This window comes from Pseudarthrobacter sp. MDT1-40-2 (assembly GCF_059383595.1).
Window position 1 is genome coordinate 478,909 of record NZ_JBWZCL010000001.1, and the last position, 25,443, is coordinate 504,351.

The 25,443-nt window shown below is 62.9% G+C and carries 26 protein-coding genes, 1 other RNA gene and 1 riboswitch; of the genes, 15 read left to right on the forward strand and 12 right to left on the reverse strand.

Features of this window, described 5'->3' with window-relative positions; all coding sequences use genetic code 11:
- The first annotated feature begins 468 nt into the window (after positions 1-468).
- The 5 genes from AC50X5_RS02260 (at position 469) to AC50X5_RS02280 (ending at position 6,630) form a co-directional block, all read left to right on the forward strand.
- Complete coding sequence (locus tag AC50X5_RS02260) at positions 469-732, forward strand: hypothetical protein (protein WP_493983327.1); 264 nt, start codon at positions 469-471, stop codon at positions 730-732.
- Positions 733-1,028: 296 nt separating this feature from the next.
- Positions 1,029-4,832 carry a multifunctional oxoglutarate decarboxylase/oxoglutarate dehydrogenase thiamine pyrophosphate-binding subunit/dihydrolipoyllysine-residue succinyltransferase subunit gene (locus tag AC50X5_RS02265; protein WP_494974535.1) on the forward strand — a complete coding sequence of 1,268 codons (3,804 nt, stop codon included), beginning with the start codon at positions 1,029-1,031 and terminating at the stop codon, positions 4,830-4,832.
- A gap of 158 nt (positions 4,833-4,990) precedes the next feature.
- The gene (locus AC50X5_RS02270) at positions 4,991-5,590 is read left to right on the forward strand and encodes a GDSL-type esterase/lipase family protein (RefSeq protein WP_494974536.1); all 600 of its coding nucleotides are present in this window, start codon (positions 4,991-4,993) and stop codon (positions 5,588-5,590) included.
- 43 nt (positions 5,591-5,633) lie between these two features.
- Positions 5,634-6,446, forward strand: coding sequence for a DUF4097 family beta strand repeat-containing protein (locus AC50X5_RS02275; protein ID WP_494974537.1), 813 nt, complete (start codon positions 5,634-5,636; stop codon positions 6,444-6,446).
- Positions 6,447-6,555: 109 nt separating this feature from the next.
- Positions 6,556-6,630 carry a 50S ribosomal protein bL37 gene (locus AC50X5_RS02280; RefSeq protein WP_369299106.1) on the forward strand — a complete coding sequence of 25 codons (75 nt, stop codon included), beginning with the start codon at positions 6,556-6,558 and terminating at the stop codon, positions 6,628-6,630.
- An 85-nt stretch (positions 6,631-6,715) separates the two neighbouring features.
- Here the strand turns inward: AC50X5_RS02280 and rsrA are convergent, their stop codons facing one another.
- Both rsrA and AC50X5_RS02290 read right to left on the reverse strand, forming a co-directional pair.
- Complete coding sequence (gene rsrA / locus AC50X5_RS02285) at positions 6,716-6,976, reverse strand: mycothiol system anti-sigma-R factor (protein WP_463934340.1); 261 nt, start codon at positions 6,974-6,976, stop codon at positions 6,716-6,718.
- The gene (locus AC50X5_RS02290) at positions 6,973-7,767 is read right to left on the reverse strand and encodes a sigma-70 family RNA polymerase sigma factor (RefSeq protein WP_494975207.1); all 795 of its coding nucleotides are present in this window, start codon (positions 7,765-7,767) and stop codon (positions 6,973-6,975) included. Before AC50X5_RS02290 ends, rsrA begins: the two co-directional genes overlap by 4 nt.
- 291 nt (positions 7,768-8,058) lie before the next feature.
- Between AC50X5_RS02290 and AC50X5_RS02295 the strand changes: the two genes are divergently transcribed.
- From AC50X5_RS02295 to AC50X5_RS02340, 10 genes are all read left to right on the forward strand, one after another.
- Positions 8,059-8,607, forward strand: a complete 549-nt coding sequence (locus AC50X5_RS02295; RefSeq protein WP_494974538.1) for a DoxX family protein — start codon at positions 8,059-8,061, stop codon at positions 8,605-8,607.
- Positions 8,608-8,613: 6 nt separating this feature from the next.
- Positions 8,614-10,008: a 3-phosphoshikimate 1-carboxyvinyltransferase gene (aroA, locus tag AC50X5_RS02300; RefSeq protein ID WP_494974539.1), complete on the forward strand. Its 1,395-nt coding sequence runs from the start codon at positions 8,614-8,616 to the stop codon at positions 10,006-10,008.
- Entirely contained in the window at positions 9,992-11,104 is a 1,113-nt protein-coding gene (rsgA, locus tag AC50X5_RS02305; RefSeq protein ID WP_494974540.1) for a ribosome small subunit-dependent GTPase A, read from the forward strand. Before aroA ends, rsgA begins: the two co-directional genes overlap by 17 nt.
- A 55-nt stretch (positions 11,105-11,159) precedes the next feature.
- Positions 11,160-11,972 (forward strand): histidinol-phosphatase, encoded by an 813-nt coding sequence (gene hisN / locus AC50X5_RS02310; RefSeq protein WP_493984529.1) that lies wholly within the window; start codon positions 11,160-11,162, stop codon positions 11,970-11,972.
- Positions 11,973-12,075: 103 nt separating this feature from the next.
- Positions 12,076-12,189, forward strand: a riboswitch (SAM riboswitch).
- 34 nt (positions 12,190-12,223) lie between these two features.
- On the forward strand, positions 12,224-13,600 hold the full coding sequence (locus tag AC50X5_RS02315) for an aminotransferase class V-fold PLP-dependent enzyme (RefSeq protein ID WP_494974541.1): 1,377 nt from the start codon (positions 12,224-12,226) through the stop codon (positions 13,598-13,600).
- Between the two features lie 67 nt (positions 13,601-13,667).
- Positions 13,668-14,426 carry a class I SAM-dependent methyltransferase gene (locus AC50X5_RS02320; protein ID WP_494974542.1) on the forward strand — a complete coding sequence of 253 codons (759 nt, stop codon included), beginning with the start codon at positions 13,668-13,670 and terminating at the stop codon, positions 14,424-14,426.
- A gap of 30 nt (positions 14,427-14,456) precedes the next feature.
- On the forward strand, positions 14,457-15,173 hold the full coding sequence (locus tag AC50X5_RS02325) for a metal-dependent transcriptional regulator (RefSeq protein ID WP_494974543.1): 717 nt from the start codon (positions 14,457-14,459) through the stop codon (positions 15,171-15,173).
- Complete coding sequence (locus AC50X5_RS02330; RefSeq protein WP_494975208.1) at positions 15,173-15,601, forward strand: fluoride efflux transporter FluC; 429 nt, start codon at positions 15,173-15,175, stop codon at positions 15,599-15,601. The genes AC50X5_RS02325 and AC50X5_RS02330 overlap by 1 nt, the downstream gene beginning before the upstream one ends.
- Positions 15,598-16,002 carry a fluoride efflux transporter FluC gene (locus AC50X5_RS02335; RefSeq protein ID WP_494974544.1) on the forward strand — a complete coding sequence of 135 codons (405 nt, stop codon included), beginning with the start codon at positions 15,598-15,600 and terminating at the stop codon, positions 16,000-16,002. Before AC50X5_RS02330 ends, AC50X5_RS02335 begins: the two co-directional genes overlap by 4 nt.
- Positions 16,003-16,070: 68 nt before the next feature.
- Positions 16,071-16,439 carry a hypothetical protein gene (locus tag AC50X5_RS02340; RefSeq protein ID WP_494975209.1) on the forward strand — a complete coding sequence of 123 codons (369 nt, stop codon included), beginning with the start codon at positions 16,071-16,073 and terminating at the stop codon, positions 16,437-16,439.
- Positions 16,440-16,599: 160 nt separating this feature from the next.
- Here the strand turns inward: AC50X5_RS02340 and ssrA are convergent.
- The 10 genes from ssrA to AC50X5_RS02390 form a co-directional block, all read right to left on the reverse strand.
- Positions 16,600-16,968: a transfer-messenger RNA gene (ssrA, locus tag AC50X5_RS02345) on the reverse strand.
- A 143-nt stretch (positions 16,969-17,111) separates the two neighbouring features.
- Positions 17,112-17,582, reverse strand: a complete 471-nt coding sequence (smpB, locus tag AC50X5_RS02350; protein WP_494974545.1) for an SsrA-binding protein SmpB — start codon at positions 17,580-17,582, stop codon at positions 17,112-17,114.
- An 84-nt stretch (positions 17,583-17,666) separates the two neighbouring features.
- Positions 17,667-19,079 (reverse strand): peptidoglycan DD-metalloendopeptidase family protein, encoded by a 1,413-nt coding sequence (locus AC50X5_RS02355; protein WP_494974546.1) that lies wholly within the window; start codon positions 19,077-19,079, stop codon positions 17,667-17,669.
- 27 nt (positions 19,080-19,106) lie between these two features.
- Positions 19,107-20,021: a permease-like cell division protein FtsX gene (gene ftsX / locus AC50X5_RS02360; protein ID WP_494974547.1), complete on the reverse strand. Its 915-nt coding sequence runs from the start codon at positions 20,019-20,021 to the stop codon at positions 19,107-19,109.
- Positions 20,018-20,746, reverse strand: coding sequence for a cell division ATP-binding protein FtsE (ftsE, locus tag AC50X5_RS02365; RefSeq protein ID WP_494974548.1), 729 nt, complete (start codon positions 20,744-20,746; stop codon positions 20,018-20,020). Before ftsE ends, ftsX begins: the two co-directional genes overlap by 4 nt.
- 178 nt (positions 20,747-20,924) lie before the next feature.
- On the reverse strand, positions 20,925-22,040 hold the full coding sequence (gene prfB / locus AC50X5_RS02370; RefSeq protein ID WP_493984520.1) for a peptide chain release factor 2: 1,116 nt from the start codon (positions 22,038-22,040) through the stop codon (positions 20,925-20,927).
- Between the two features lie 93 nt (positions 22,041-22,133).
- Positions 22,134-23,849: a CAP domain-containing protein gene (locus tag AC50X5_RS02375; protein ID WP_494974549.1), complete on the reverse strand. Its 1,716-nt coding sequence runs from the start codon at positions 23,847-23,849 to the stop codon at positions 22,134-22,136.
- 228 nt (positions 23,850-24,077) lie between these two features.
- On the reverse strand, positions 24,078-24,545 hold the full coding sequence (locus AC50X5_RS02380; RefSeq protein ID WP_494974550.1) for a Tad domain-containing protein: 468 nt from the start codon (positions 24,543-24,545) through the stop codon (positions 24,078-24,080).
- Complete coding sequence (locus AC50X5_RS02385; protein ID WP_494974551.1) at positions 24,542-25,048, reverse strand: hypothetical protein; 507 nt, start codon at positions 25,046-25,048, stop codon at positions 24,542-24,544. Before AC50X5_RS02385 ends, AC50X5_RS02380 begins: the two co-directional genes overlap by 4 nt.
- Positions 25,029-25,442 (reverse strand): TadE/TadG family type IV pilus assembly protein, encoded by a 414-nt coding sequence (locus AC50X5_RS02390; RefSeq protein ID WP_494974552.1) that lies wholly within the window; start codon positions 25,440-25,442, stop codon positions 25,029-25,031. Before AC50X5_RS02390 ends, AC50X5_RS02385 begins: the two co-directional genes overlap by 20 nt.
- Position 25,443: the final 1 nt, after the last annotated feature.

Below are 25,443 nucleotides of genomic sequence, written 5' to 3' on the forward strand. Positions count from 1 at the left end.
TAGAATCCGTTCCTGTCATGGGAGCGGACGCAGCGCGGGAAACGCTGGAGATGAGAAGGCTGCAGAGTGCAGGGGTAACTGCCTAGTGGAGGATGGTCAGCGGAAGCCGACCCTTTTTCCTGTAGGTCTGCGGACCAGCGGCTGGTCGGAGAATGATGGGCGCGCGTTCGGGGTTTGCCGGCTCTATGGGTGACCGCGGCGGAGGTGAAAACCATTCCCCGCTGACAGTCCCCAGGCCGGCACCTAGATTTACTGTCCATAAGAATCCCAGTCTACAGGAGCGCTACCTGCCCTTCCCCCGGGTGATGCCTCCCTGGATGGGGACCTGTGCCCATCGACCGACCGTCCCGGGCAGGATAGCTTAGGGGCAATGGATCCGCTCCGGCCAAGCAGGCAGCGAACGTTCGATCCAATCAGTTGCTCACCTACCGCTTTATCCACACTGGATCTACGAAAAGGAGATACGTCATGGCTATTTGGGGTGCAGATATTGCTCAGCTGAAGGCTCTGGGCAGCAAGCTCAAGGCTGGTTCGTCTGAGATCGAGAAGCAGAAGTCCACGCTGACCAAGGTCCTCGAGGGTACCGACTGGAAGGGCCCGGACGCTGATAAGTTCCGTAGCGAGTGGAATGGCCAGCACGTTGCCTCCCTCGCCAAGGTTGCCCAGGCCCTCGAAGAGGCCGGCCAGAAGGCCACCAGGAACGCCAGCGAGCAGGAACAGGCTTCCCGCTAGTCCCCATTCTTCACAGCAAAATACTGCAGGCCCGGAACGCACCACGCGTCCCGGGCCTGCAGCATTTTTTGCGGCGGTCACCAGCGAAAAAGGCCTCTCCAGGCTGAGCCCGCCGTCCCGTTACGGCAATTCCCGGGTCGTGTCATGATTTGGGTCACCCTTATTGGGGATTACCCTCCGCGCTCACTAGACTGACAATGGTCTGGGTTCAGAGAATGCAGATGCTGGTTCTTCGTAGTGCCGTTGCACCGTGGAAACCAGAGGGAAATCAATCTCATGGAAGAGGCGTATTTCAAGTGCCAGAGCAGCCTAGCCACCGTCTACCAGAGGAATTTGGCGGAAACGAGTGGCTCGTTGACGAACTTTACGAGCAGTACCAAAAGGACAAGAACGCGGTGGACGCCAAATGGTGGCCCTTGTTCGAATCCTTCGACTCGGGCACTGAAACATCGGCCAACGGGAATGGTGCGCCGGCCCGGCATCCAGCTACGCGTGAACTTCCGGTAGTGCAGAAGCCCCAGGCCGCCCCGGCAGCGACGCCGGCCAAGCCTGCTACGGAAACTCCTGCCGCCCCGGCAGATTCGCCGGCCGCTCCGGCAGCCGCCAAGAAAGATCCGGCCATTGTGGCCCGCGATGGAGCGAGCAAGCCCAAGGCAGGCACCACCACGCAGCCCATCCCCGCGCAGCTTCCCAAGAACGTCAACGCCCCCTCGGCACCGGAGCAGGACGCCGTCTCTGTCCTGAAGGGGCCAGCCAAGGCCATTGCGGCCAACATGGTAACCAGCCTGGAAGTTCCCACCGCTACGAGCGTCAGGGCCATCCCGGCCAAGCTGTTGATCGACAACCGCGTCGTCATCAACTCCAACCTGGCCCGCGCACGCGGCGGCAAGGTCTCCTTCACACACTTGATCGGCTACGCCGTCATCCGGGCGCTGGCCCAGTTCCCCTCCATGAACGTGTACTACGACGTCGTGGACGGCAAACCCGTGGCGGTCCAGCCGGCGCACGTCAACTTCGGCATCGCCATCGACATGCCCAAGCCGGACGGCAGCCGTCTGCTGATGGTGCCGAACATCAAAAAGGCCGAGACCCTCAACTTCTCGGAGTTCTGGCACACCTACGAGGACCTCATCAAGCGTGCCCGCAACGGCAAGCTGACAGCTGATGACCACTCCGGAACCACGGTATCGCTCACTAACCCCGGCGGTATCGGTACGGTCCACTCGGTCCCACGGCTTTCCAAGGGCCAGGCAGCCATCATCGGCGTAGGCGCACTGGACTACCCTGCAGAATTCCAGGGTGCCAGCGAGAAGATCCTCGCCCACAACGCCATCAGCAAGGTCCTCACGCTCACCTCCACTTATGACCACCGGGTCATCCAGGGTGCCGGCAGCGGCGAATTCCTCAAGCTGGTCCACCAGCTCCTGTTGGGTGCGCAGAACTTCTACGACGACATCTTCGAGTCCCTGCGCATCCCTTATGAGCCCGTTCGCTGGAGTCCGGACCTGCAGATTGATCCCGCGGACGAGATCAACAAGGTTGCCCGTATCCAGCAGCTGATCCACTCCTACCGCGTGCGCGGCCACCTCATGGCGGACACCAACCCGCTCGAGTACGTCCAGCGCAAGCACCCCGACCTTGACGTCCTCACCTACGGCCTCACGCTGTGGGACCTGGACCGTGAGTGGCCGACGGGTGGTTTCGGCGGCAAGCCGATGCTGAAGTTCCGCGACATCCTCGGCGTGCTCCGCGATGCCTACTGCCGTACCACCGGCATCGAGTACATGCACATCCAGGAACCCGATGAACGCAAGTGGTTCCAGGACCAGCTGGAGCATCCGTACTCCAAGCCCAGCCGCGAAGAGCAGCTGCGCGTCGTTTCCAAGCTGAACGCTGCCGAGGCCTTTGAGACCTTCCTGCAGACCAAGTTCGTCGGCCAGAAGCGCTTCTCCCTCGAGGGCGGAGAGTCCTTGATTCCGCTGCTGGACTCGATCATCTCGGACGCCGCCGACGACGGCCTCGACGAAGTCGCTATCGGCATGGCCCACCGTGGCCGCCTGAATGTGCTCACAAACATCGCCGGCAAGACTTACGCACAGGTGTTCCGCGAATTCGAAGGTACCCAGGATCCCCGCTCCGTGCAGGGCTCGGGCGACGTCAAATATCACCTGGGCACCGAAGGTACTTTCACCTCCGACCTCGGCAATCAGACCAAGGTGTACCTGGCCGCGAACCCGTCCCACCTCGAAGCCGTGGATTCCGTGCTCGAAGGCATCGTACGCGCCAAGCAGGACCGCCTCGACCAGGGCGAAGGATTCCCGGTCCTGCCCATCATGGTCCACGGCGACGCCGCCTTCGCAGGCCAGGGTGTAGTGGCGGAAACGCTTAACCTCTCCCAGCTCCGCGGATACCGCACCGGCGGAACCATCCACGTTGTGGTCAACAACCAGGTCGGCTTCACCACCGCACCTTCGTCGTCGCGTTCTTCCACCTACTCCACCGACGTCGCCAAGATGATCCAGGCGCCCGTGTTCCACGTGAACGGCGACGATCCTGAGGCTGTCGTCCGCGTCGGGCAGCTCGCCTACGAGTTCCGCCAGCGGTTCCACAAGGACGTAGTCATCGACATGGTCTGCTACCGCCGTCGTGGTCACAATGAGGGCGATGACCCCTCGATGACCCAGCCCATGATGTACAACCTGATTGAAGCCAAGCGCTCCGTCCGCAAGCTGTACACCGAATCCCTGATAGGCCGCGGTGATATCACCGAGGAAGAAGCCGAGCAGCTGCTCCGCGACTACCAGGAACGCCTCGAGCGGGTCTTCGCGGAAACCCACGCTGCGCAGACGTCGCCAATTCCGATCGTCACCGCGGACTCCGCAGCGATAGCGGATATTGAGCGGCCTATCTCCCAGCGCGCGGATTCCGCGAGCAACGCTCCGAAGTCCACAGCCATCTCCCCGGAGACCCTGGCCCGCATCGGCCAGGTCCACCTGGAGATCCCTGAAGGGTTCACTGTCCACACGAAACTCAAGCAGCTGCTGGAGAAGCGCGAACAGATGTCCCGCGAAGGCGCAATCGACTGGGGCTTCGGCGAGATCGCGGCGTTCGGTTCGCTGATCATGGAAGGCGTGCCGGTCAGGCTCGCCGGCCAGGATTCGCGCCGCGGCACCTTCGTGCAGCGCCACGCAGTCTTCCACGACCGCGCCAACGGCAACGAATGGATGCCGCTTGCCCACCTCAGCGATGACCAGGCAAAGCTGTGGATTTACGATTCGTTGTTGTCGGAATACGCTGCCATGGGCTTCGAGTACGGCTACTCCGTAGAGCGCCCGGATGCCCTGGTGCTGTGGGAAGCCCAGTTCGGTGACTTCGTCAACGGCGCGCAGACCATCATCGATGAGTTCATCTCCTCCGCCGAGCAGAAGTGGGGCCAACGATCCTCGCTGGTGCTGATGCTTCCGCACGGTTACGAGGGGCAGGGTCCGGACCACTCCTCAGCCCGCATCGAACGGTTCCTGCAGATGTGTGCCGAGCAAAACATGATCGTGGCAAACCCCACCACCGCGGCATCGCATTTCCACCTCCTCCGCCGACAGGCCTACAGCCGTCCGCGCAAGCCGCTGATCATCTTCACTCCGAAGCAGCTGCTGCGCCTCAAGGCGGCCGCGTCCTCTGTGGAGAATTTCACCACCGGCAGCTTCCTCCCGGTCATCCCCGACCACGAGGCAGTAGCGGGTGACGCCATCGAACGAGTACTGCTGGTCTCGGGCCGCCTGTACTACGACCTCCTGTCCACGCGGCAGAAGACGGAAGACAAGACGACGGCGATCATCCGGGTGGAGCAGCTGTACCCGCTGCCCAAGGAAGAAATTGAAGCGGAGCTTGCCAAGTACCCGAACGCCGAGGTTGTCTGGGCACAGGACGAGCCGGCCAACCAGGGTCCGTGGCCGTTTATGGGCCTCAACCTTCCGCAGGAGCTGGACCGCAGGATCCGCCTCATCTCCCGGCCCGCGTCCGCATCAACCGCGGCCGGTTCCATGAAGCGCCATGCCGCCGAGCAGGATGCCCTGCTGAAGCAGGCATTCGCACGAAAGTAATCCAGTAACTGCCCGGCCGGACGTCGAAATCCCCGACTCCGGCCGGGCAGTTCTGTTTAATGGGTGGAAGGTCCAAAAAGGCCGGTACCGCATGCGGACAGCACCTCAGGTACTTACCGGCAGGCAGAGAAGCAGAACACCGAAGTTAAGAGGCACTTGTGGAAGACAGGAAGCTGCGTATTGCAGCTGTAGGAGATGAACTGCTGGCCGGACTGGGTGATCCCAGGGCGCTCGGCTGGCTGGGCCGTGTCCTGGCCCGCACTCCACAAGAGAACATGACGATGGAAACCTACTCCCTCCCCTGCCCTGAGGAGGGCACTGAGGGTCTGGCCGGGCGTTGGCTGAAAGAGGCCGGGAGGCGGTTCGGCGACAACCATGAGAACCGTCTGGTGATCGGGCTGTCCGGCCGTGACATCGAGTTCGGCCTGTCGACGGCACGGAGCCGTCTCAACCTAGCCAACATCCTGGACTCCGCTTCCCAGAACCGTATTGAGGTATTCGTCGTGGGTCCGCCGCCCACACTCGATCCCGCGCAGAACCGCAGGCTGGACGATCTGAACACCGCTTTCGCTGATGTCACCACCCGCCGGAAACATCTTTACGTGGATACTTTCTCGCCGCTGGTGAATCATGAACAGTGGCGTCAGGACCTCGCAGCCAACAGCGGCAGCCCGGGACAGGCCGGATATGGCCTCATGGCGTGGCTTGTCCTGCACAGGGGCTGGTTCCAATGGCTGGGCCTTGAAGCCACGGAGTAGCGTGAAGTAACTGTCACGATTCATCGCGATAACCGGAGGAAGCATGACCGAGCAGACCTGGACTGTTACAGATCCGCAGACAATCGACATTGACGACGTCACCAGCCTCAAGCTGGGTGTGTTCGGCGGCCGGTTCGAGGTCACCTCCGGATCAGACGAACGGGCCCGGATAGAGGTCAGCGACATCCACGGGGATCCGCTCACTGTCACGCTCAGCGGCGGCAAGTTGGAGATCCGGCAACAGCCGCATGGTCCGCACGGCTGGCTTCGCAGCCTGATGCAGAGCGTCAATACCAGTAGCTCGAATTCGGCCATCATCAACGTTGTTATCCCGGAATCTGCCGACATTGAAGCCGGGACTGTCAGCGGCGAGGGCCATATAAGTGGTACCCGGGCCCATACAAAGCTCAACACAGTCACCGGGAGCCTCACTATTGAAGATACCGGCGGCGATTTACACGTCAATACAGTCAGCGGTGGTGTCACCATAAGGAATCACGACGGTGTCCTGACCGCCAAAAGCGTTTCCGGTGAAGTGGCCGCCTCCGGACATTTCAGCCATATCCGGGCAAACACAGTCAGCGGAAACATGACGTTTGAGCTTCTCGGTTTCGCTGAGGACTTTGGCGCTAATTCAGTCTCCGGCGACCTGACGGTCCGGCTCCCGGCTGACCTCGGCGTCGACCTTGTGGCGAACTCCCCCGGCGGCAACGTCGTCATCGACGACGCGACGTACAACCCCGCTGGTGGCAAACTCCAGACCATTGCCGGCCCGGACGCCCAACTGCTGCTGGCCCGGACCAATTCGGTATCTGGCACCGTTTCATTCCTGCACGCGCCGGGACCAGCGTCATAGAGCGGCTGGTCATTGCGGGACTGACACTGGTGTCGCGGTTCGCAGCCCGCCGCTTGATGTGGGAGACTTGAGGGCAGCTCTTTTGAGTACAACATTAAGGAGGCCAGCTATGAGCAAGCGAGCACGCAAGCGTCGTGACCGTAAGCGTGGCGGCGCGAACCACGGGAAGCGCCCCAACACCTAAGGTAACGCTTGGGATAACGGCTTAAAGCAAAGCGCCCTGGAACCATTTGGGTTCCGGGGCGCTTGGTTTTAAGCCGGCAGCCTGGTTAGGCTTCCACGGGGCGGATCGAGTGGATACGGTCCAGAATGGCGTTCTTAAGGTTTTCCGGCGCAGCTTCAGTGCAGGACCTCTTGACCAGGTTGCGGATGACGCATTCGAGGTCGTATTGCTCCGCGCATTCCGGGCAATCGTCCAGATGCTGCTTGATCTCACCCAGGTCCTCATGGGTCAACGCCCCGTCAAGGTACTCATAGATGCGTTGCATCCGGGTGTCGTCGCAATCGCCCAATCCCTGGCAGTCGCTCATTTCTTATTCTCCTGTTGTGTCCCTGCGGCCTCATTGCTGGGCCCGCCTGCTAATTTGAATCCGCGTTCCGCGGCGTAGTCGGCGAGCATGTCGCGAAGCATTTTCCGGCCGCGGTGCAGCCGGGACATGACGGTGCCGATGGGGGTGTTCATGATGTCCGATATTTCCTTATAGGCAAAGCCCTCAACATCCGCGAAGTAGACCGCCAGGCGGAATTCCTCGGGGATGGCCTGCAGCGCCCGCTTGACGTCAGAGTCCGGAAGGTGGTCCAACGCCTCCGCTTCAGCCGACCGCAGCCCGGCGGATGTGTGCGAGCCGGCACGCGCCAGCTGCCAGTCCTCAATGGTGTCCGAGTTGGACTGCAAGGGCTCTCGTTGCCGCTTGCGGTAGAGGTTGATGTACGTATTGGTGAGGATCCGGTACAGCCAGGCCTTGAGGTTTGTGCCGGGCTTGTACTGGTGGAACGCAGAAAAAGCCTTGGTGTAGGCCTCCTGCACCAGGTCTTCGGCATCGGCGGGATTCCGCGCCATCCGCATAGCAGCCGAATAGAGCTGATCCACGTACTGCATGGCGTCCCGTTCGAACCGGGCACGACGGTCCTCGGCGGTTTCGGAGGCTACGTCAACGTCGGGGCCCGAATCGCCGTAAACGGCGGCTTCTTCGCCCTGCCCTACGGCGTCCGGTGTGGGCTCCTGAAGGTCCGCAGCGGCAGGCGCCGGGCTTGCTTTACTGCCGGCATCGCTGCCCGCAGCTTCGTACATGGCCGTTGAGGCCGGATCCAAGGTACTCATCGCATCCAAGTCTACTGCGGGACGGCCTGAGGGCCGCAGGCCGTACTCGAGTGCGGCTGCGTCAGGATCGAAATCCGCAGTGGTGAGGTGCAAGGGTCCTGATACTTCTGTCCCCGTCGGCTTCAACAGCGTCAAAAAGTCCAACTCCACTCCACAGTCTCTTGGCCGCCGGCTTCTCTTCCCGGCTCCGAACTCGACAACCCTGTCCCGTGGGCAAATATTCCCCAAAAGTGTAAGACTAGGAAGGATTCCGCCGCGATCGATGCGGTTCGTTCAGCCAGGAGGAACAACATGTCCGTAATCCGCTTTCTCGCCCGGCCCATGCTCGCCTCCAGCTTTGTCGCTGCCGGCATGGATAAGCTCAAGAATGCCGACGACACCGCGCAGCAGTTGTCTCCGCTCCTGCGCCGCGCTTCCGATTCGCTGCCTTTCGCCACCAGCGACAAAACGCTTGCCCGCGTTATCGGCGGCACGCAGGTGGGCGCGGGCGTCCTCTTTGGGTTGGGCAAGTTTTCGCGCCTTTCGGCCGGAATCCTTGTTGTGGTCTCCGCACTCAACACCTTCGTCGAGTGGCGCAGCGCCGACATCAGCAATAAGGAGGGCCGTAACGCCCGACGCCGGCAGCTGCTCAAGAATCTCTCGCTGAGCGGTGGCGTGCTGCTGGCAGCCGTAGACACCAACGGAAAGCCCAGCCTCGCGTGGCGCGCAGAGCACCTGGCCGCAGACGCAAAGAAGGCGGCAGGCCACTTGAGCGCCGATGTCAAGAAGACCACCGGAAAGCAGTGGAACAAGGCTGACAAGGTCGTTCGCCGGGCTGCAACCCAGGTCGCGGGGGCATAACACCGCATGTCCGGCTCTGCCACAGTTTCCAGCACTACTGCCCTTCAGGACCACTGGCCCGCGCCGTTCGCAAAAGCCCCCGTGGACGCCACGGTGCAGGTTCCCGGCTCCAAGTCCCTGACCAACCGGTTCCTGGTACTGGCCGCTCTGGCTGACGGGCCATCCCGTCTCCGCGCTCCGCTGCACTCCCGGGATTCCGCGTTAATGGTGGAAGCCTTACGGCAGCTCGGCGCCAGAGTTACCGAAATCCCCGGCGAGGGCGCATTCGGGCCTGACCTGGAAATCACACCGTTCAGTCCTTCCGCCCCCGCCGTAGCCTCGAGCATCGATTGCGGCTTGGCGGGTACGGTCATGCGGTTTGTTCCGCCGCTTGCTGCCCTCCGTCGTGGAACGACCCTGTTCGACGGCGATCCCCACGCCCGTGAACGGCCCATGGGAACGATCATCAAAGCGCTGTCCGCGCTCGGAGTTGCCATCGGGGCACCTGACGGGAAAACGCCGTCGTCGTTGCCATTTGTTGTAGAGGGCGACGGAGAGGTGCGCGGCGGACACCTTGTCATTGACGCCAGTGCGTCCTCTCAGTTCGTTTCTGCCCTGCTCCTGGTTGGCGCCAGGTTCAGCGAGGGGCTTCACCTGGAGCATGTGGGCAAGACGGTGCCCAGCCTTGACCACATCACCATGACAGTAAAGGCCCTGCGCAGCGTAGGTGTCTCCGTCGATGATTCGGTACCTAACCACTGGGTCGTCGCGCCGGGATCCATCCGTGCCTTCGACCAACGCATTGAGCAGGACCTTTCCAATGCAGGCCCCTTCCTGGCGGCAGCACTGGCCACCAGCGGCACGGTCCGCATCCCGGACTGGCCTGCACACACCACGCAGGTCGGCGATATGTGGCGGAGCATCCTCACAACCATGGGCGCGGACGTCACGTACGAGTCGGGGGTGCTGACGGTGACCGGCGGTGCAGAAATCAAGGGCGGAACCTTCGACGAAACCAGCGAACTTGCACCCACTGTGGCAGCTCTCTGCGCGCTGGCAACCGGCCCTTCGCGGCTGACGGGCATCGCCCACCTGCGAGGTCACGAAACTGACCGGCTGAAGGCCCTGGTCACGGAGATCAACCGGCTGGGCGGCGACGCCGAGGAAACCAGCGACGGACTCGTCATCCGCCCGGCCGCGTTGCACGGCGGACTGGTCCAAAGCTACGCGGACCATCGGATGGCCACTGCAGGCGCCATCCTGGGCCTGGCTGTCGAAGGTGTACAGGTCCAGGACATCGGCACCACCGCCAAGACCATGCCGGACTTCCCGGAACTTTGGGCCGATATGCTGGGGCAGTCCGCCAGGCAGCAAGGCGGCAGCAGCCACCCGGGAGGGCGCACCGGTGCCCCGAAGGACTGACTCCTGGGACGAGTCCGACGTACGGATCCGTCCCAGCAAGAAGGGGTCCAGGCCGCGCACCAAGGACCGCCCCAGCTACGACGACGCAGTTACGGGCAGGATCATTACCGTGGACCGCGGCCGGTACACAGCAGTCGTTGAGGAAGGCTCACCCGGGGAACGCGTGGTGATTGCCGCACGGGCCCGCGAACTGCGACGCTCACCCGTGGTGGCCGGAGACTTCGTGTCGCTGGTAGGCGACGTGACAGGCCTCCCGGATACCCTGGCCCGGCTGGTCAGGATCCAGGACCGCCACACCTTGCTGCGTCGCAGTGCCGACGACACCGACCCCATCGAACGCGCCGTGGTGGCCAACGCGGACCAGTTGGTGGTGGTGGTTGCTTCCGCCAATCCAGAACCACGGACCGGGTTTATCGACCGCGCCCTCGTGGCTGCCTACGACGCCGGAATCGACCCCCTTCTGCTGGTCACCAAAGCCGACGTCAAGGATCCTGCCGGGCTGCTCTCCAACTACGAGCACCTGGACTTTCCGGTGATCATCAGCCGCACAGCCGACACCGATGCCTCCGGAATCGATGCCCGGTCCGATGACGGGCTCTCAGCCAAACTGGACAAAAGGGCAGTTGCCGAACTCCGCGCCCATCTGGACGGCAAGGTCACGGTGATGCTGGGGCACTCCGGAGTCGGCAAATCCACCATGGTCAACGCCCTCACGGGCGCTGAGCGCGCCACCGGCGGCGTGAATGCGGTCACGGGCCGCGGACGCCATACATCGTCCTCGGCGTTGGCGCTAAAGCTCGCCGACGCCCCGCCCGGGAGCTGGATCATCGACACGCCTGGTATCCGATCCTTTGGGCTCGCCCACGTTGATCCGGATCGCATCCTGAGGGCATTCCCCGATCTTGAACCCGGCACGGAACGCTGTGGCCGCGGCTGCAAGCACACCGATGCGGCGGATTGTGGCCTGGACCCATATGTAGCGGCCGGAAGTGCTGGCCCGTCAGGTCCCGCGCGGCTGGCATCCCTACGCCGCCTGCTGGGCGTCGATCCACGTCTGGAGGGCCAGGAATCCAAGGAGCTGGGCAGCGTCGGCTGATGCCGCCGATCGCAATCTCCCCGGTTCGCCCGCATTTTGCCGGTAGCTTGTAACCATGATCCAACCCTCTTCGAGCTACAACGATGACCTGCGCCTTGCCCACGTACTGGCCGATTCGGTCGATGACCAGACGATGAGCCGGTTCAAGGCCCTGGACCTTAAGGTCGAGACCAAGCCGGACCTGACACCCGTTACGGATGCGGACAAAGCGGCTGAAGAAGCCATCCGGGGACAGCTTTCGCGCTCCCGGCCCCGTGACGCCGTACTGGGTGAGGAATTCGGCAGCAGCGGGCACGGCTCCCGGCGCTGGATCATTGATCCCATTGACGGGACGAAGAACTTTGTCCGTGGAGTCCCGGTCTGGGCCACGCTTATTGCCTTGATTGATGATGGCGAGCCGGTTGTGGGCCTTGTTAGTGCTCCGGCCCTGGGCAAGCGCTGGTGGGCCGCCAAGGGCGCCGGGGCATACATGGGCCGCTCCCTCGCTTCCGCAACGCGGTTGCGCGTCTCCAACGTTTCCACGCTCGCGGACGCCTCGCTGTCGTACTCGAGCCTGGGCGGCTGGAAGGAGCGGGGCAACCTGAACGAGTTCCTGGCACTGACCGAAGATGTCTGGAGGACGCGGGCCTTCGGTGACTTCTGGTCCTACTGCATGGTTGCCGAGGGCGCTGTGGACATCGCGTGCGAGCCCGAGCTCAATCTCTACGACATGGCCGCCCTCGTCCCGCTGGTCGTCGAGGCGGGTGGCCGGTTCACCTCTCTGGAGGGGGAGGACGGTCCGTTCGGCGGAAACGCGCTGGCCACCAACTCCATCCTCCACTCTGAAGTCCTCAAGCGCCTGAATCCCGACGTCGACGACCTCCTCTGAGGGCACTTGGCCCTCGTAAAATCCCGTAATAAACACAGTAATAAAGCGGTCAACGGCCAGCCGGGGTTTTTACCCGGCTGGCCGTTGTTCTAGTCTTCTTACAGGTCACGAGTGCCAGCGCTAAACCCCGGTTTGCTGGCCGGCAACCCTCCATTCGCGGTGGGGTGCCCCGGGTGACGACCGGGCCGGTCCGGAGCGGACACGGCAAGCGCGGATTCCCTGTAGCGGGCATCCTGAGTTTGTGAGGACCCATGACTGCTGTCACCTTTTCCCCCGTTAGCAACTCCCTGGCTGCGCGCCCGCTGGCCGCCGTCACCGGCGCCGAGATCCAGGCTCCGCTGATTCAGGGCGGTCACGTACGCTACGCCAACCTCGACTATGGCGCCTCTGCCCCCGCCTTGTCGGTGGTTTCGGCCTATCTGAACGAGATCCTGCCGTACTACGCGAGTGTCCACCGGGGTGCCGGCTATGCCTCGCAGATCAGCACCTCGGTCTACGAGAATGCCCGCAACATCGTCCGGGACTTCCTGGGCGGGCGGGCGGACGACACCGTCATTTTTACCCGGAACACTACTGACTCCCTGAACCTGCTGGCAGGCTGCCTGCCCGTCGTGGATGGTCGCACCGTAGGCGAAGTCCTGTACCTGGACATCGAGCACCATGCCAATCTCCTTCCCTGGCAGGGCGTTCCGCACCGCAGCGTGGTGGCCGGGCACACCATCGCCGGAACCATAGCAGCGCTTCGGCATGAACTGGCCCAAGGCGACGTCAGCCTTCTTGCCGTCACCGGTGCCTCCAACGTCACCGGCGAGATCCTGCCTATCGCCGAACTCGCTGCGCTGGCCCACGAATATGGTGCCAGGATCGTGGTGGACGCTGCTCAGCTGGCGCCGCACCGCCGGATCAACATTGAAACGTCCGACGTCGACTACCTTGCCTTCTCCGGCCACAAACTTTACGCACCGTTCGGTTCGGGCGTCCTGATCGGCCGGCCGGACTGGCTCGACGCCGGTACCCCCCACCTTGCCGGCGGCGGAGCAGTCAGCGAGGCCCGGCTCGATGGTGTCAGCTGGACCACGGGACCTGCCCGGCATGAGGGCGGCTCCCCCAACGTCCTGGGCGCTGCCACCCTTGCCCGCGCCACCCAGGTGTTGGCCGCCATAGATCCCGCCCTGGTGAGCTCGCATGAGGCTGCCATCCGGGAGCACCTGGTGCAGGGCCTGCAGGCGATCGACGGCGTCACCGTTCACCACATCTTCGAAGATTCCACTGACACAATTGGCGTCGTGAATTTCTCAGTGGAAGGCTACGACGCCGGACTGGTGGCTGCATACCTGTCCGCAGAGCACGGCGTTGGGCTGCGCGACGGCCGGTTCTGCGCCCATCCCCTGCTCAAGCGCCTTGGCCTTCCCTCGGGCTCGCTGAGGGCCAGCTTCGGCCTCGGCTCCCGGCTGGAGGACGCCGAACGCCTGGTTGCCGGTGTTGCTGCGCTCCGCAGCACGGGACTGGGCTGGGACTACGTGGTGGATTCGGGCCGATGGGTTCCCGCTAACGACTCGCGCACCTATCCGCACTGGGCACCCAACACCCCCGGCACGGCGGGAGCAGCGCCCTGCTCCGTCGGCTGAACTGCAGCACCGGCCTGCGGTAAATTCGTAGGACTGGCAGTTTAGTCAAGCACGAAGGAGACATCCGTTGGCACGGGGCGGACCCAAGCTGGAGCAAGGCCGACGCCGGGAACTTGGCCAAAGCTTCCAGGACGGCGGCGAGCACTACCACCGCGTCCGGCCCGGTTACCCGCCGGCGGCCGTTGACTGGTTGATTCCGGCGGCGGCGCGGGACGTCGTTGACATTGGCGCAGGAACCGGAAAATTCACGGCCCTACTGCTGGAACGGGGACTGCAGGTCACCGCCGTTGATCCTTCCGCCGACATGCTGGCCCAACTGCACCGGTCCTGCCCGGAAGCCCTGGCGTGCCTTGGACCGGCAGAGGCTACCGGACTGCCGGACCTGGCTTTCGACGTCGTGAGTGCGGCCCAGGCCTGGCACTGGGTGGATGCCCTGGCCGCAAGCACCGAGGCAGCACGCATCCTGCGGCCCGGGGGGACACTTGTCCTGATCTGGAACCAGCTGGATACCACTGTCCCCTGGGTCCATAGGCTTTCCCGCATCATGCACGCCGGCGACGTCCTCAAGCCGGATTTCCGGCCGGCCGTGGGCCGCGAGTTCCGCGGCCTTGAGGGCCGGCAGATCCGCTGGGAGGATGCCCTGACCACGCAGGACATCGTAGAGCTGACCAAGTCCCGGAGCTACTACCTCGCCGCTGCCGACGCCACCCGCGCCAAAGTCCTTGCCAACCTGGACTGGTACCTGCACGAACACCTGGGACATTCCCGCGACGACGTGCTGGCACTTCCCTATGTAACGCAGGCCTGGCGTGCCATCAAGGCCTGATGGCAGCCCCGGAAGAGTAGGCTTGATCCCGTGAAGCCCACCGCGCCGTCATCGTCCATCGAGGACTACGTCAAGGTTATCTACTCCTTTACCGAATGGCAGGACAAGCCCATCACATCCTCCCAGCTGGCACAGCGGCTGGGCGTAGCCAACTCCTCGGTTTCGGAGATGGTCCGCAAACTCAAGGACCAGGGCCTGGTGGACCACCAACCGTACAGCGCTATCACCCTCACCGGGGAAGGCCTGCGGCTTGCTTTGTCCATGGTCCGACGGCACCGGCTGATCGAAACCTACCTGGTCCGCGAGCTGGGCTACAGCTGGGACGAGGTCCACGACGAAGCTGAGCATCTGGAACACGCTGTCTCTGACACTTTCATTGAGCGCATGGCGGCCAAACTGGGCAACCCGGACCGGGATCCCCATGGGGATCCCATTCCCGGCGCCGACGGGGTTGTCAGGATGCCCAAGGCTCTCTTGATGAATGAACTTGATGCCGGTCATAGCGGCCGGATCACCCGGATCAGCGACGACAACCCGGAGTTGCTCCGTTACCTGGCAGCCGAAAACATCAACCTCGATTCCGACGTCGAGGTGGTGGGCCGGAAACCGTTCGGCGGTGCCTTGATAGTCCGAATCGGCAGCCGCGGGGAATACCGCGATTTCGACCTCCCTGAGGAAGTTGCCTCTGCGCTTTGGGTACACAGCGATGCGCCCCATCAGGGCTGCCTGGTGGGGACGGCAGGGTGATTCCCGGCCGCTGGCCACCACCTAAGGCATGGCTGGCGGTAGCGGCGGGCGGCATCGCAGGCACCGAACTCCGCTATGGACTGGGCCTGTTGTTTCCAGAGCAGGCGGGCACCATCCCCTGGACAACGCTGGTGATAAATGTGTCGGGCAGCTTTGTCCTGGCGTTCTTCACCACCTTGTGGATGGCCCGGCCCCACACCTCGTTCTGGCTCCGGGCCGGGCTCGGCCCTGGGCTTTTGGGATCCTTCACCACCTTTTCCGCAGTCGCCTACACCTTTAACTCGCTCGCATTGAGCGGCGCCTACCTGCCCATGTTCGGGTACCTGGGACTGTCGCTGGTTCTGGGCCTCGGCGCGGCTGCAGCCGGTTGGCGGATCGGCCACGCAGTGCCCGGCGGCATGCTCCGGACGGACGGAAGCACAAGATGACGGCAGCTGTCCTGGTGGGTGCCCTGGGCATGCTGGGCGCATTATTGCGTTTCGCCGTCGACAGTTGGTTTGCGAACCGTACGGCAGGACCCGCGCCGGTTTCGCGTCCGGACGGAAAAACCGCTCCGCGGCACTGGCCATGGGCAACTCTCGTTGTGAATGTAACGGGCTGTGTGGTGATCGGGATGGCTCTGGGAGGTACTGCTGCGTTACCCCCGAGCGAGTGGCAGTCCGGGCTGGCAGCGGGGCTGGCCGGCGGTTTGACCACTTTCAGTTCCTGGACAACCGCCACGGTCAGGCTGTTCGGCGAGTGCAGATACGGTGCGGCTGTAATGAACGTTGCCGCCAACCTGGTGTTGGGTTTCTGTGCAGCGGCAGCAGGCATGGCACTGGTGGGTTGAGCCTTACCGTTCAGCGCAATGCAGCCCACGGCCCGCGCACAGCCTGGACTCCCGTATGGTTGATGGTGATGATCAGCAGACGTGACGTGGCTATTGCCCTCGATATTCCCCTGGAAATGGCCCACCGCCATGGAGTCCCCCCGCGGGTGAGCCGTGAGGAACTGGACGAATTGTTCAACAACCCCCCGGCGTGGCTGGTCCAGTCGCGGGCAAACCGTACCGGCAAACGCCCCGTCTGGGTTCACCTGACCTGTACTGTCTGCGGCTATTCAGAGGCGGCCCGGCCCAAGAAGTGGTGGCCGGAGTTCACTTATATCATCTGTGAGCACCACTCGCCGCAGGACCTTCCGGCCTTGCAGCCAGGCTCTGTTCGCAGCGAGTTTGACGGCGTGGGCAGCCGTTTTGTGGGAATCGTAGACGTCGAAGTTCCAAGGTAGCGCTGGGAACTTTGGACGGGCTGCTGGAGCGCCTGGCCCGTAGCTCCCCTAGCCCCACTGCTCCCGCCGGGCAGCTGTTTCGGCACCCCGGGACTCGATGAAGCCCGTAAACTGGCCGGGCAAAAAGAAACCCCTGGATCACTGGGATCCAGGGGTAGCTTTGTGGAGATGGGGGGAATTGAACCCCCGTCCGATGTCGTGTTGTCAGGGCTTCTCCGGGCGCAGTTCGCGTTGGATTTTCTCGGCCCCAGCCATCTTGCGAACAATTGGCTGATCCAGGCCCAGTCATCTAAGAGTCCCGTTCACCCCGATGACGGGGGTAAACAGCAGTGGCTATCTAAATGACGCCAGCATCCGGGGCAATAGCAACCTCGGGCTGACGGACTGTCTTACTGCTTAGGCAGCAAGAGCAAAGTCATCGCGTTTTGAATTGGCGATTATTTTTTTGCAGACAGCGTTTACGAGATAATTCTGCATCCTCGGCCCGCTTCACCTGTCGCGACTAACATCGTCGAAACCGATCATCCCCGTATTTTGTTACCAATAAGCCTGTTGCCAGGCATCTCCCGGGCGGGTCGGGGGAGCAAGCTCCTCCGGTTCCCTTCCGGACTACTTAGTGTAGCGCATGCTTTTCAGGATTCATTCCCGAAAAGCCTGCCCTGGCCTCTGTGCTTAGCCGCGGTTCCGCTCGCGCATCACGCGGAGAGCTTCGCGCTTGTCCTGCTGCTCGCGCAGCGTCTGGCGCTTGTCGTATTCACGCTTACCGCGGGCCACGCCAATTTCCACCTTGGCTCGGCCATCGACGAAGTACAGCTGCAACGGAACGATGGTGAAGCCTGATTCCCGGGTTTTGTGCGAGATCTTGGTCAGTTCCTCACGGTGGAGCAGGAGCTTGCGACGGCGGCGCGCGGCATGATTGGTCCAGCTCCCCTGGTTGTATTCAGGAATATGGACGCCTTCCATCCACAACTCATCGTTGTAGAAGGTGCAGAAGCCATCGACCATCGAGGCGTGTCCCTCGCGGAGCGACTTCACTTCGGTCCCCATCAAGGCAATGCCGGCCTCGTAGGTGTCCATCACATGGTAGTCGTGCCGGGCCTTGCGGTTGGTGGCCACAACTTTCCGGCCACTTTCTTTGGGCACGGTGAAACTCCTCAATCCGGAAATTACGTCGGCTTCGCCGATTGGCGAAGGATCATACCAGTGTACGGCAGCCGGCGCGCTGGCCTAAAGCAGCTGCATCGGGTCCACCGCTGCGCCGTTCAGCCAGGTTTCGAAGTGGGCGTGGCAGCCGGTGGAGTTGCCGGTGTTCCCCGAGTAGGCGATCAGCTGGCCCTGGGCCACCTGCTGGCCGTTGGAGACCACAATGCTGGAGTTGTGATAGGTGATGGTGGTGAGCGAGTTCCCTTGCACCACTCCGTGGGAGAGCTTTACCCGCCAGCCACCACCGTCCGCGGAGCTCCAGCCGGAGGAGAACACCTCACCGGCGGCAGCCGCATAAACGGGGGTACCACAGGGTGCCCCGAAGTCGATGCCGGTGTGGACATAGCCGCCAGTACCGTAGAAATCGATGCTGCCCGGTGGCGTTGCGCGCCAACCGAAACCTGAAGTAATCGGGACATTGCTGGCAAAGGGATGTTGCAGGCCGAAGGCGGAGGGTGAACCCTGGACGGGAACAAAGGGCTGGACCGGTGGTGCCGGCCGGCCCTGTTGTTCAGCTTGTGCGCGGGCTGCGGCCGCAGCCGCCTCGGCCTGCCGGCGCTGCTCAGCTTCCCACGCTTCGCGCAGCTTGCGGTCCCGTTCAGCGATTTCCGCCGCCAGTGCATTCTGGCTCGCCTCAACCGCAGCCAACTGGCCCTGGATGACGGGCTTCGCCGCCTGGAGCTCGCTGTTCAGCCGGGTGGTGTCTGCAATGAGCTGGTCTACATGGGCCTTTTGTGCCGCAGCTTCGTCACGCGCTGCCTTTTCCCGGACCAGAGCCTCATCTGCCTTCGCCTTCAGGTCCTTGATCTCAGTCTCAACGGCCTCAAGCCTCGCCTGGGAGTTAACGTTGGTGGCACTCTGCTGGGCCAGCTTGTCCATTGCCGCATTCTGGCTGCGCATCGCCTGGTCTGCGAGGTCGATCGTGTCCGTGAGGCTGCCACCGTTTTCGGAGCCGAAGAAGAGGGCCAGATTCGATGGAACGCCGCCGGACTTATAGGCCTGGGTGGCGATCTGGCCGATCAGCTTTTTGGTTTCTGCAATCTTCTGGTTGTCGGATTCCAGCTGCCCGGCGATCTTGGCACGGTTCTGTTGGGCAAGGTTCACCCGGGCGGCCAGCGCTTCGGATTCCTTTACTGCCGAGGCAACCCGGCCCTGGGCGTCCAGCAGCGCCTGCTGCGCGCCCGGCAACTGTCCCTGGTACAGCACCAGCTCGCCGGCGGCCTTGGCAATGCTCGCGTCAACAAACTCAAGGGATTGCTGGACACGCGTGGCCTCTGCCTCCAGCGCAGCCTTACGGTCCTCCAGTTCATCCGCGAAGGCCATGGGCGCCGACGCTGCCAGGCTGGCTGTCAGAACCAGCGCAAGCAGGCCACTGGTGAATGCCGTCGCACGGCGCGAAGTGCGCAGAAGTGATTTCTTCGGGGTTTTGGGGGTCATGAAAAATCCTTCGCTGGTAGGCACGCGCTACACCCTCAGGTACTTGCGCAGCGTCAGCAGGGACGAGATGCCGGCCAGCCCTGCGCCAAGGATCAGCAGAGCCGGGGTCAGAATCAGTGTCTGGGCCGGGGAAATGAAGGCGGTATCCGGGTACTGCCTGGACAGGAACTCTCCCAGGAAGAAATGCGCCACAGCCCACAGGGTAACGGAGGCCAAAGCGGCGCCAATGACAGCTGCAATGACACCTTCGAGGATGAACGGCAACTGGATCACGGTCTTTGAGGCACCCACCAGCCGCATGATCCCGGTTTCACGGCGGCGGCTGAAGGCAGAAAGCCGGATGGTGGTGGCGATCAGGAGGATGGCACAGACGATCATGACACCGGCAATGATCACTGCGACGAGCGAAGCAGCATTCATGGCTGAGAACAGCCGTTCCAGGAGCTGGCGCTGATCGATGACAGTCTCAACGCCCGGCTGCGACGAGAAGGTTTCGCTGATGATTTGGTACTTCTCAGGATCCTGCATGTTGATCCGGAAAGATGACGGCAACTGGTCAGGAGTCACCGAATCCACAATCGGCGAATTGGAGAACTGTTCCTTGAAGTGCTTGTAGGCGTCTTCCTGGGACTCGAACGCGAAGTTGTTGACGTACTGGCTGACCGCCGGCGACTCCAGCAGAGTCTGCAGATTGTCCCGCTGTTCATCGGTGACCGGCCCGGTGGCGCAACCTGCCGCCGTCGAACCGTCGCTGCAGAGGAAAATAGCTACCTGGACTTTGTCGTACCAGTAGCCCTTCATCTGATTGATCTGCAGCTGCAGCATCCCCGCGGCCCCGACGAACGTCAGGGACACAAAGGTGACCAGGATGACGGAAACCACCATGGAGAGGTTGCGGCGAAGCCCGCTGCCGATCTCACCGAGGATGAACGCGAGCCTCATGGCCTTGCCTCCCCTGCGGCAGACGTCTGCACAACCGGAATCATTGAGGTGTAGAGCGCCCGGGCCTCGTCGCGGATAATCCGGCCGTTCTGCAGTTCCACCACACGCTTGCGCATGGTGTTGACGATGTCGTCATCGTGGGTGGCCATCACCACGGTGGTGCCGTTCTGGTTGATCTTGTCCAGTACCTTCATGATTCCCAAAGACGTGGTGGGGTCCAGGTTTCCGGTGGGCTCATCAGCAAGCAGGATGCCAGGCCGGTTAACGATGGCGCGGGCAATGGCCACGCGCTGTTGCTCACCGCCGGAGAGCTCGTGCGGCATCCGGTGTTCCTTGCCCTCGAGGCCTACAGTCTTGAGCACTTCAGGAACAGTGTCCCGAATGACGCTGCGGCTTTTGCCGATCACCTGCATGGCGAAAGCGACATTTGCGAAGACGTTTTTCTGCGGAAGGAGCCTGAAATCCTGGAAAACGACGCCGATCCCGCGGCGAAGGCGCGGCACCCGCCAGCTGGAAATCCTGGCAACATTCTGGCCGGCGACGTAGACGGCACCTGAAGAGGCGCGGTCCTCTTTCAGGACGAGGCGCAGGAAGGTGGACTTGCCGGAGCCGGACGCGCCCACGAGGAACGCGAATTCTCCGCGGTCGATTTCAAGGGTGACGGCGTCCAGCGCGGGGCGCGCCTTCTGGTCGTACACCTTGGTGACATTTTCGAATCGGATCATGGCCCTATAGACCCTGCAGGAAAGCTGATTCAGCCCAGACCTGCAACCGGTGCGCGGGCTTTCGTTTGGGGGGAAGTAGGGCTCCGGCACCTCGACTATACGCAGCGGCACTGCCGAAACCTTGGGCCAGCGCCCGCGTGTCGCGGATTGTACCTACCGGGTAGGCAGCTGTTCCGTTCTACTCCGCTGCGTTGCGGTTGTCAGTACGCCAGCGGATGCCGGCGTCAATAAAGTCGTCGATTTCGCCGTCGAACACTGCGGAAGTGTTGCCCACCTCGTGTTCGGTGCGCAGGTCCTTGACCATCTGGTACGGGTTAAGGACGTAGGAGCGCATCTGGTCGCCCCAGGACGCCTTCACGTCACCGGCCAGAGCCTTCTTCTGCGCGTCTTCTTCCTCCTTTTTCAGGATCAGGAGGCGGGACTGAAGGACGCGCAGGGCGGCGGCACGGTTCTGCAGTTGGGATTTCTCGTTCTGCATGGACACCACCGTTCCGGTGGGAATGTGCGTGAGGCGCACGGCGGAGTCGGTGGTGTTGACTGACTGCCCGCCTGGGCCGGAGGACCGGAACACGTCAACGCGGATTTCGTTGTCCGGGATGTCGATGTGGTCCGTCTGCGCGATCAGCGGGATGACTTCGACGGCGGCGAAGGAGGTCTGGCGGCGGCCCTGGTTGTCGAAGGGGCTGATGCGGACCAACCGGTGGGTGCCGGCTTCAACACTCAGCGTTCCATAGGCGTAAGGGGCCTTGACTTCGAAGGTGGCGGACTTCAGCCCGGCTTCTTCGGCATAGGACGTGTCCATGACCGTTGTGGGATACCCATGGCGTTCGGCCCAGCGCAAGTACATCCGCATCAGCATCTCGGCAAAGTCCGCCGCGTCAACGCCCCCGGCGCCGGCACGGATGGAAACCACTGCCTCGCGCTCATCGAATTCACCAGACAGCAGGGTGACCACTTCAAGTTCCTTGAGGGACTTGCGGATGGATTCAAGCTCGACGGCGGCCTCCCCCATGGAGTCGGCGTCATCTTCGTCCTGGCCCAGTTCCACGAGCACTTCAAGATCGTCAATCCGCGAGGCCAGCGTGGTGAGCCGCTCCAGTTCGGACTGGCGGTGGGACAGCCGCGAGGTGATGATCTGCGCCGCTGCGGGGTCATCCCAGAGGTCCGGCTCGCCCGCCCGTTCGCTGAGCTCAGCGATGTCTTCCTTCAGTGCTTCAACGTTGGTGACGTTTTCGATCGACGTGTAGGTAGCGCGGAGGGCGCGTATTTGTGCAGAAAAATCAATAGTGGCCATGGTCGTTTAAGCCTACGTCATCATGTCAGGACACCCTGACGGCGGACATTACCAATGCTTGATGCAGGAACCGGGAGCGGCGGAATATCCCGTTTACTGGGCCAGCCTTGACCCGGCCCAGGACCCCGCAATGTTGGACGGCGCGGCCAGCCAGCCGCTGGTCAGGTCCCAGTACTGAACGGTGTCCTGTGCCCGGCGGAGCGCAAGTCCGGTGGAGTTCAATCCCGTGACGTCCCGCAACGACTTAATGCCGGTGACGTCACCCCAGCCAGTGCCGACAGTGGGAGGCGATGCGACGTGCAACGCCGTGGTTCCCCGGCCGCGGTAAAACTGTACCGACCCGTCGGTGCGCAGGCCCAGAAGATCCTGGAAGCCGTCCGCGTCATAATCAACCATGGACAGCCTGGCCGCCGTGAGCCCGGTGGCAACTGTCACCCTGGCCGCGAGGTCACCCAGGCCCTTGTTGGCGTACAGGAAGAGGTTTCCGTTGGCGTCAAGGGCGAGGATCTGCGGCATCCGGTTGTTGGCACACCAGGTGCCCGCCGCCAAAGTCAGCGTGTTCCAACCGCCGCTGCCCAACGTAACGGGTGTGTGGAATCCGCCTGCGGCGATGCCGCGGTGGAGGGTCAGGTTGCCGTTGGTCCACTGGGTCAGGAGATCATAGGCACCGTCGCGGTCCCAGTCGAGCGTGAAGACTTCCTTGGCTCCGGAAAAACCGGCGCCGATAATTCTTGGGGCGCCGTAGGTGCGCCCACCCGCTGAGGGACGGTTCATGACCTGTCCGGCGGAGTCCACCGTGACCAGGTCGCCTGGGCCTGTGATGGCTGCTGAGGACAGGTCCAGCGTAGGAGGCATGTGCTTGGCGGAGGCGTCGCACATGGTCGGCGGCGAAGCCGGCAGGGCGCCGCCGCCGGTGGAACTGCCGCCGGGTGAATCGGTAGTTCCGGAAGGGAGCGTGGTGTAACCGAAAAAGTTAACCACCCCCCAGAACTGGTAAAGACGGTCGGTGTAGGTGATGCCTGCACCCATGACGTTGAACCGCGGATCCAGCAGCATGGCGTTGTGACCCGGTGATCCCTTCCACCACTCCACGAGCATTGCGGCATCACGGTCCGTGCGGATCGCGATGACTTCACCGGCGCCGTTGTTTGGGCTGAGCGCGCGGGGGTCCTGCCAGAAATTTGCACGGTGCTCGATCACCTCGCGGCTGGCGATGCTGTCGGACCACTCCTGCGCCATGCCGGCCACCGTCGCGTTGTACTTCACCTTGGCCAGGCCGCGGGAAACACGGTACTCGTTGATCGCATTGAAAACGGTGAGGATGGCTGCCGCGTTGCTGTCCTGGATCAGCGCCTCGGTGCGCAACGCCGTCGGCTCCGGATCCGGTTCGGCGAGGCTGCCGGGCGCCGGTTCCAGTTCCGCGTCGGGAGCCTGAAGCGGGGGAATCGAAAGAACCTCAGCTGCCGCTGTACCGGCCGAATCAGTGGATGGCAATGTTTCCGCTTCCGGCGGTGTGCCGTCTCCGGGTTCAGTCACAGGTGCGCTGGAAGGTTGGGGGGCTTTCTCCGCCGGTAAGTTGTCCGGGTCCACGGACGGAGCAGGAACTGCTTCGTTGCCGGTCTCCGCGCCAGCCGTTGCTCCGCCATCGTTCAATGCTGGCGAAGCAGACGCCGCACCCAACGGGCTGACGGTTTGCACCGGCTTTCCGGCCGGCGATTGCAGCGAATGACCGCCCGCAGCTGCAGAGGAGGAGACCAGCGCCAAGGCGCAGAGAATGCCGACGAATGAGGGTGCAGCAAGTTTTTTCACGTTTCCCCAGCTGTAGTTGGGCGTTCCGGGAGACCGTCCGGCGCCTGGTATTCAGAGGCAACATTAGCCCCTTCCGGCGGCTCCCATCGGCAGGTCGTGCGATTTTTGGCTGAATGTGCCCGACATAGCGACCTTCGACATGGGTTTAGCGGAATACCTACTAGCTAAAGCTGCAGCGATGCCTGGCTCCAATCACCCAGCCCGCTGCTGGACGTTGACAGCCCGCGTTTATTGCAGAAGCCGGGACCGGGCGGTGGAGGTTGCCTCGATCATGATTCCGTCGGGCACCAGGAAGTTAACTATGGGCGGGTGGACAGCTGCGGCCAGCACAACCACGGCTGTTGAACCGTCCGGGCTGCCGGTGGAGTCGACGATGGAAAACCTGTCAAAACGCTGCGACGCCGGGTTCCTGGCGAGGTAGTCGGCAGCGACGTTCCTGACCCGCTCACTGTGCAGGACTGCCGTGGGCGTTCCCCCGGCCGAGTCCAGTTGCCCCAGAGTGTAACTGTCAGCCGCAGCCAGCGAGGCGCCGTCGGCCACTGACAGCAACCGCTTGTGTTCGATGTAGACGCTGGAGATTCCGATCACCACGGTGGCCACCAACAAGGCAAGCGTCACGTAGCCAATGATCATCACCATAATCTGGCCGTCCTCGCTGGGGATTGCTTCGCCCTTGTTTGCTTTGTCCTCGCTCATCGGTAGCGGCCAATCAGCTGGGTGGCAGAAGCGTCCACCTCGGTGGCGTGGATGCCCAATTCGCCAAACGGGAGAAACGGCAGGTCGATGTCGAGCCGGACAGTAACGGTCACAGCGGAGCCGGCCGTGGTGCAATCACCGGAGTCACAGCTCGCCACCACCTGGGCGCGCCCGGCGTCATGGCCGAAGTCCGCGAGGGCGAGAACGGCCGCCTGCTCCGCCGCGAGTGCCCCTGCCGCCGGATCCTCATGTGCCACAAAGACCTTCGCCGCCTGGTCTGCTGCCCCGACCACCGCGAAGGCGCCTCCTTGGATCTGGCCCATGGTGACGATGAAATAGACCAATGGGACCATCAGGAGCAAGGCCAGGAAAGTAAATTCGACGACGGCACTCCCCTGTTCTCCGTTGCAGTTCGGGTTTTCGTTCGACCCGACGCTGTCCGGGCTGGCTGCATCCTGAAGGCGATGCACGAGCGCGAGTGCCTTAGGGCTGGATTGCAGCATGGCCAGTCACCTCCAGCATGTCCTGGGGGCCGATGAAACCAATGACCGGAAGAGGTGCCCGGACCGTAACCTCCAGAGTCCTGAAGCCTTTATAGGTCACTTCGGAGGTGGAGATGTCCTGGGCAAAATTGGGGTTCAGCGCTGTACTGATCAGCATAGCCGCGCGTTCTTCCGCATCACCGGCGGTACGGTCGGCCAAGGTTCCGTATCGTGCACCGGACGATGCGGCGTCGATGAGGGTGTTGCGGACATGGAGTACCAGCGTCAGCTGGATGATGGCGAGAAAGAACGCAGTCAACAGGGCACCGACCATCACAAAGTCCACCACGGCAGATCCGCGTTCCTGTCCGTTGCAGACAGGACCGCCAGGCGCCCCACCGGCGTCGCGCATCATG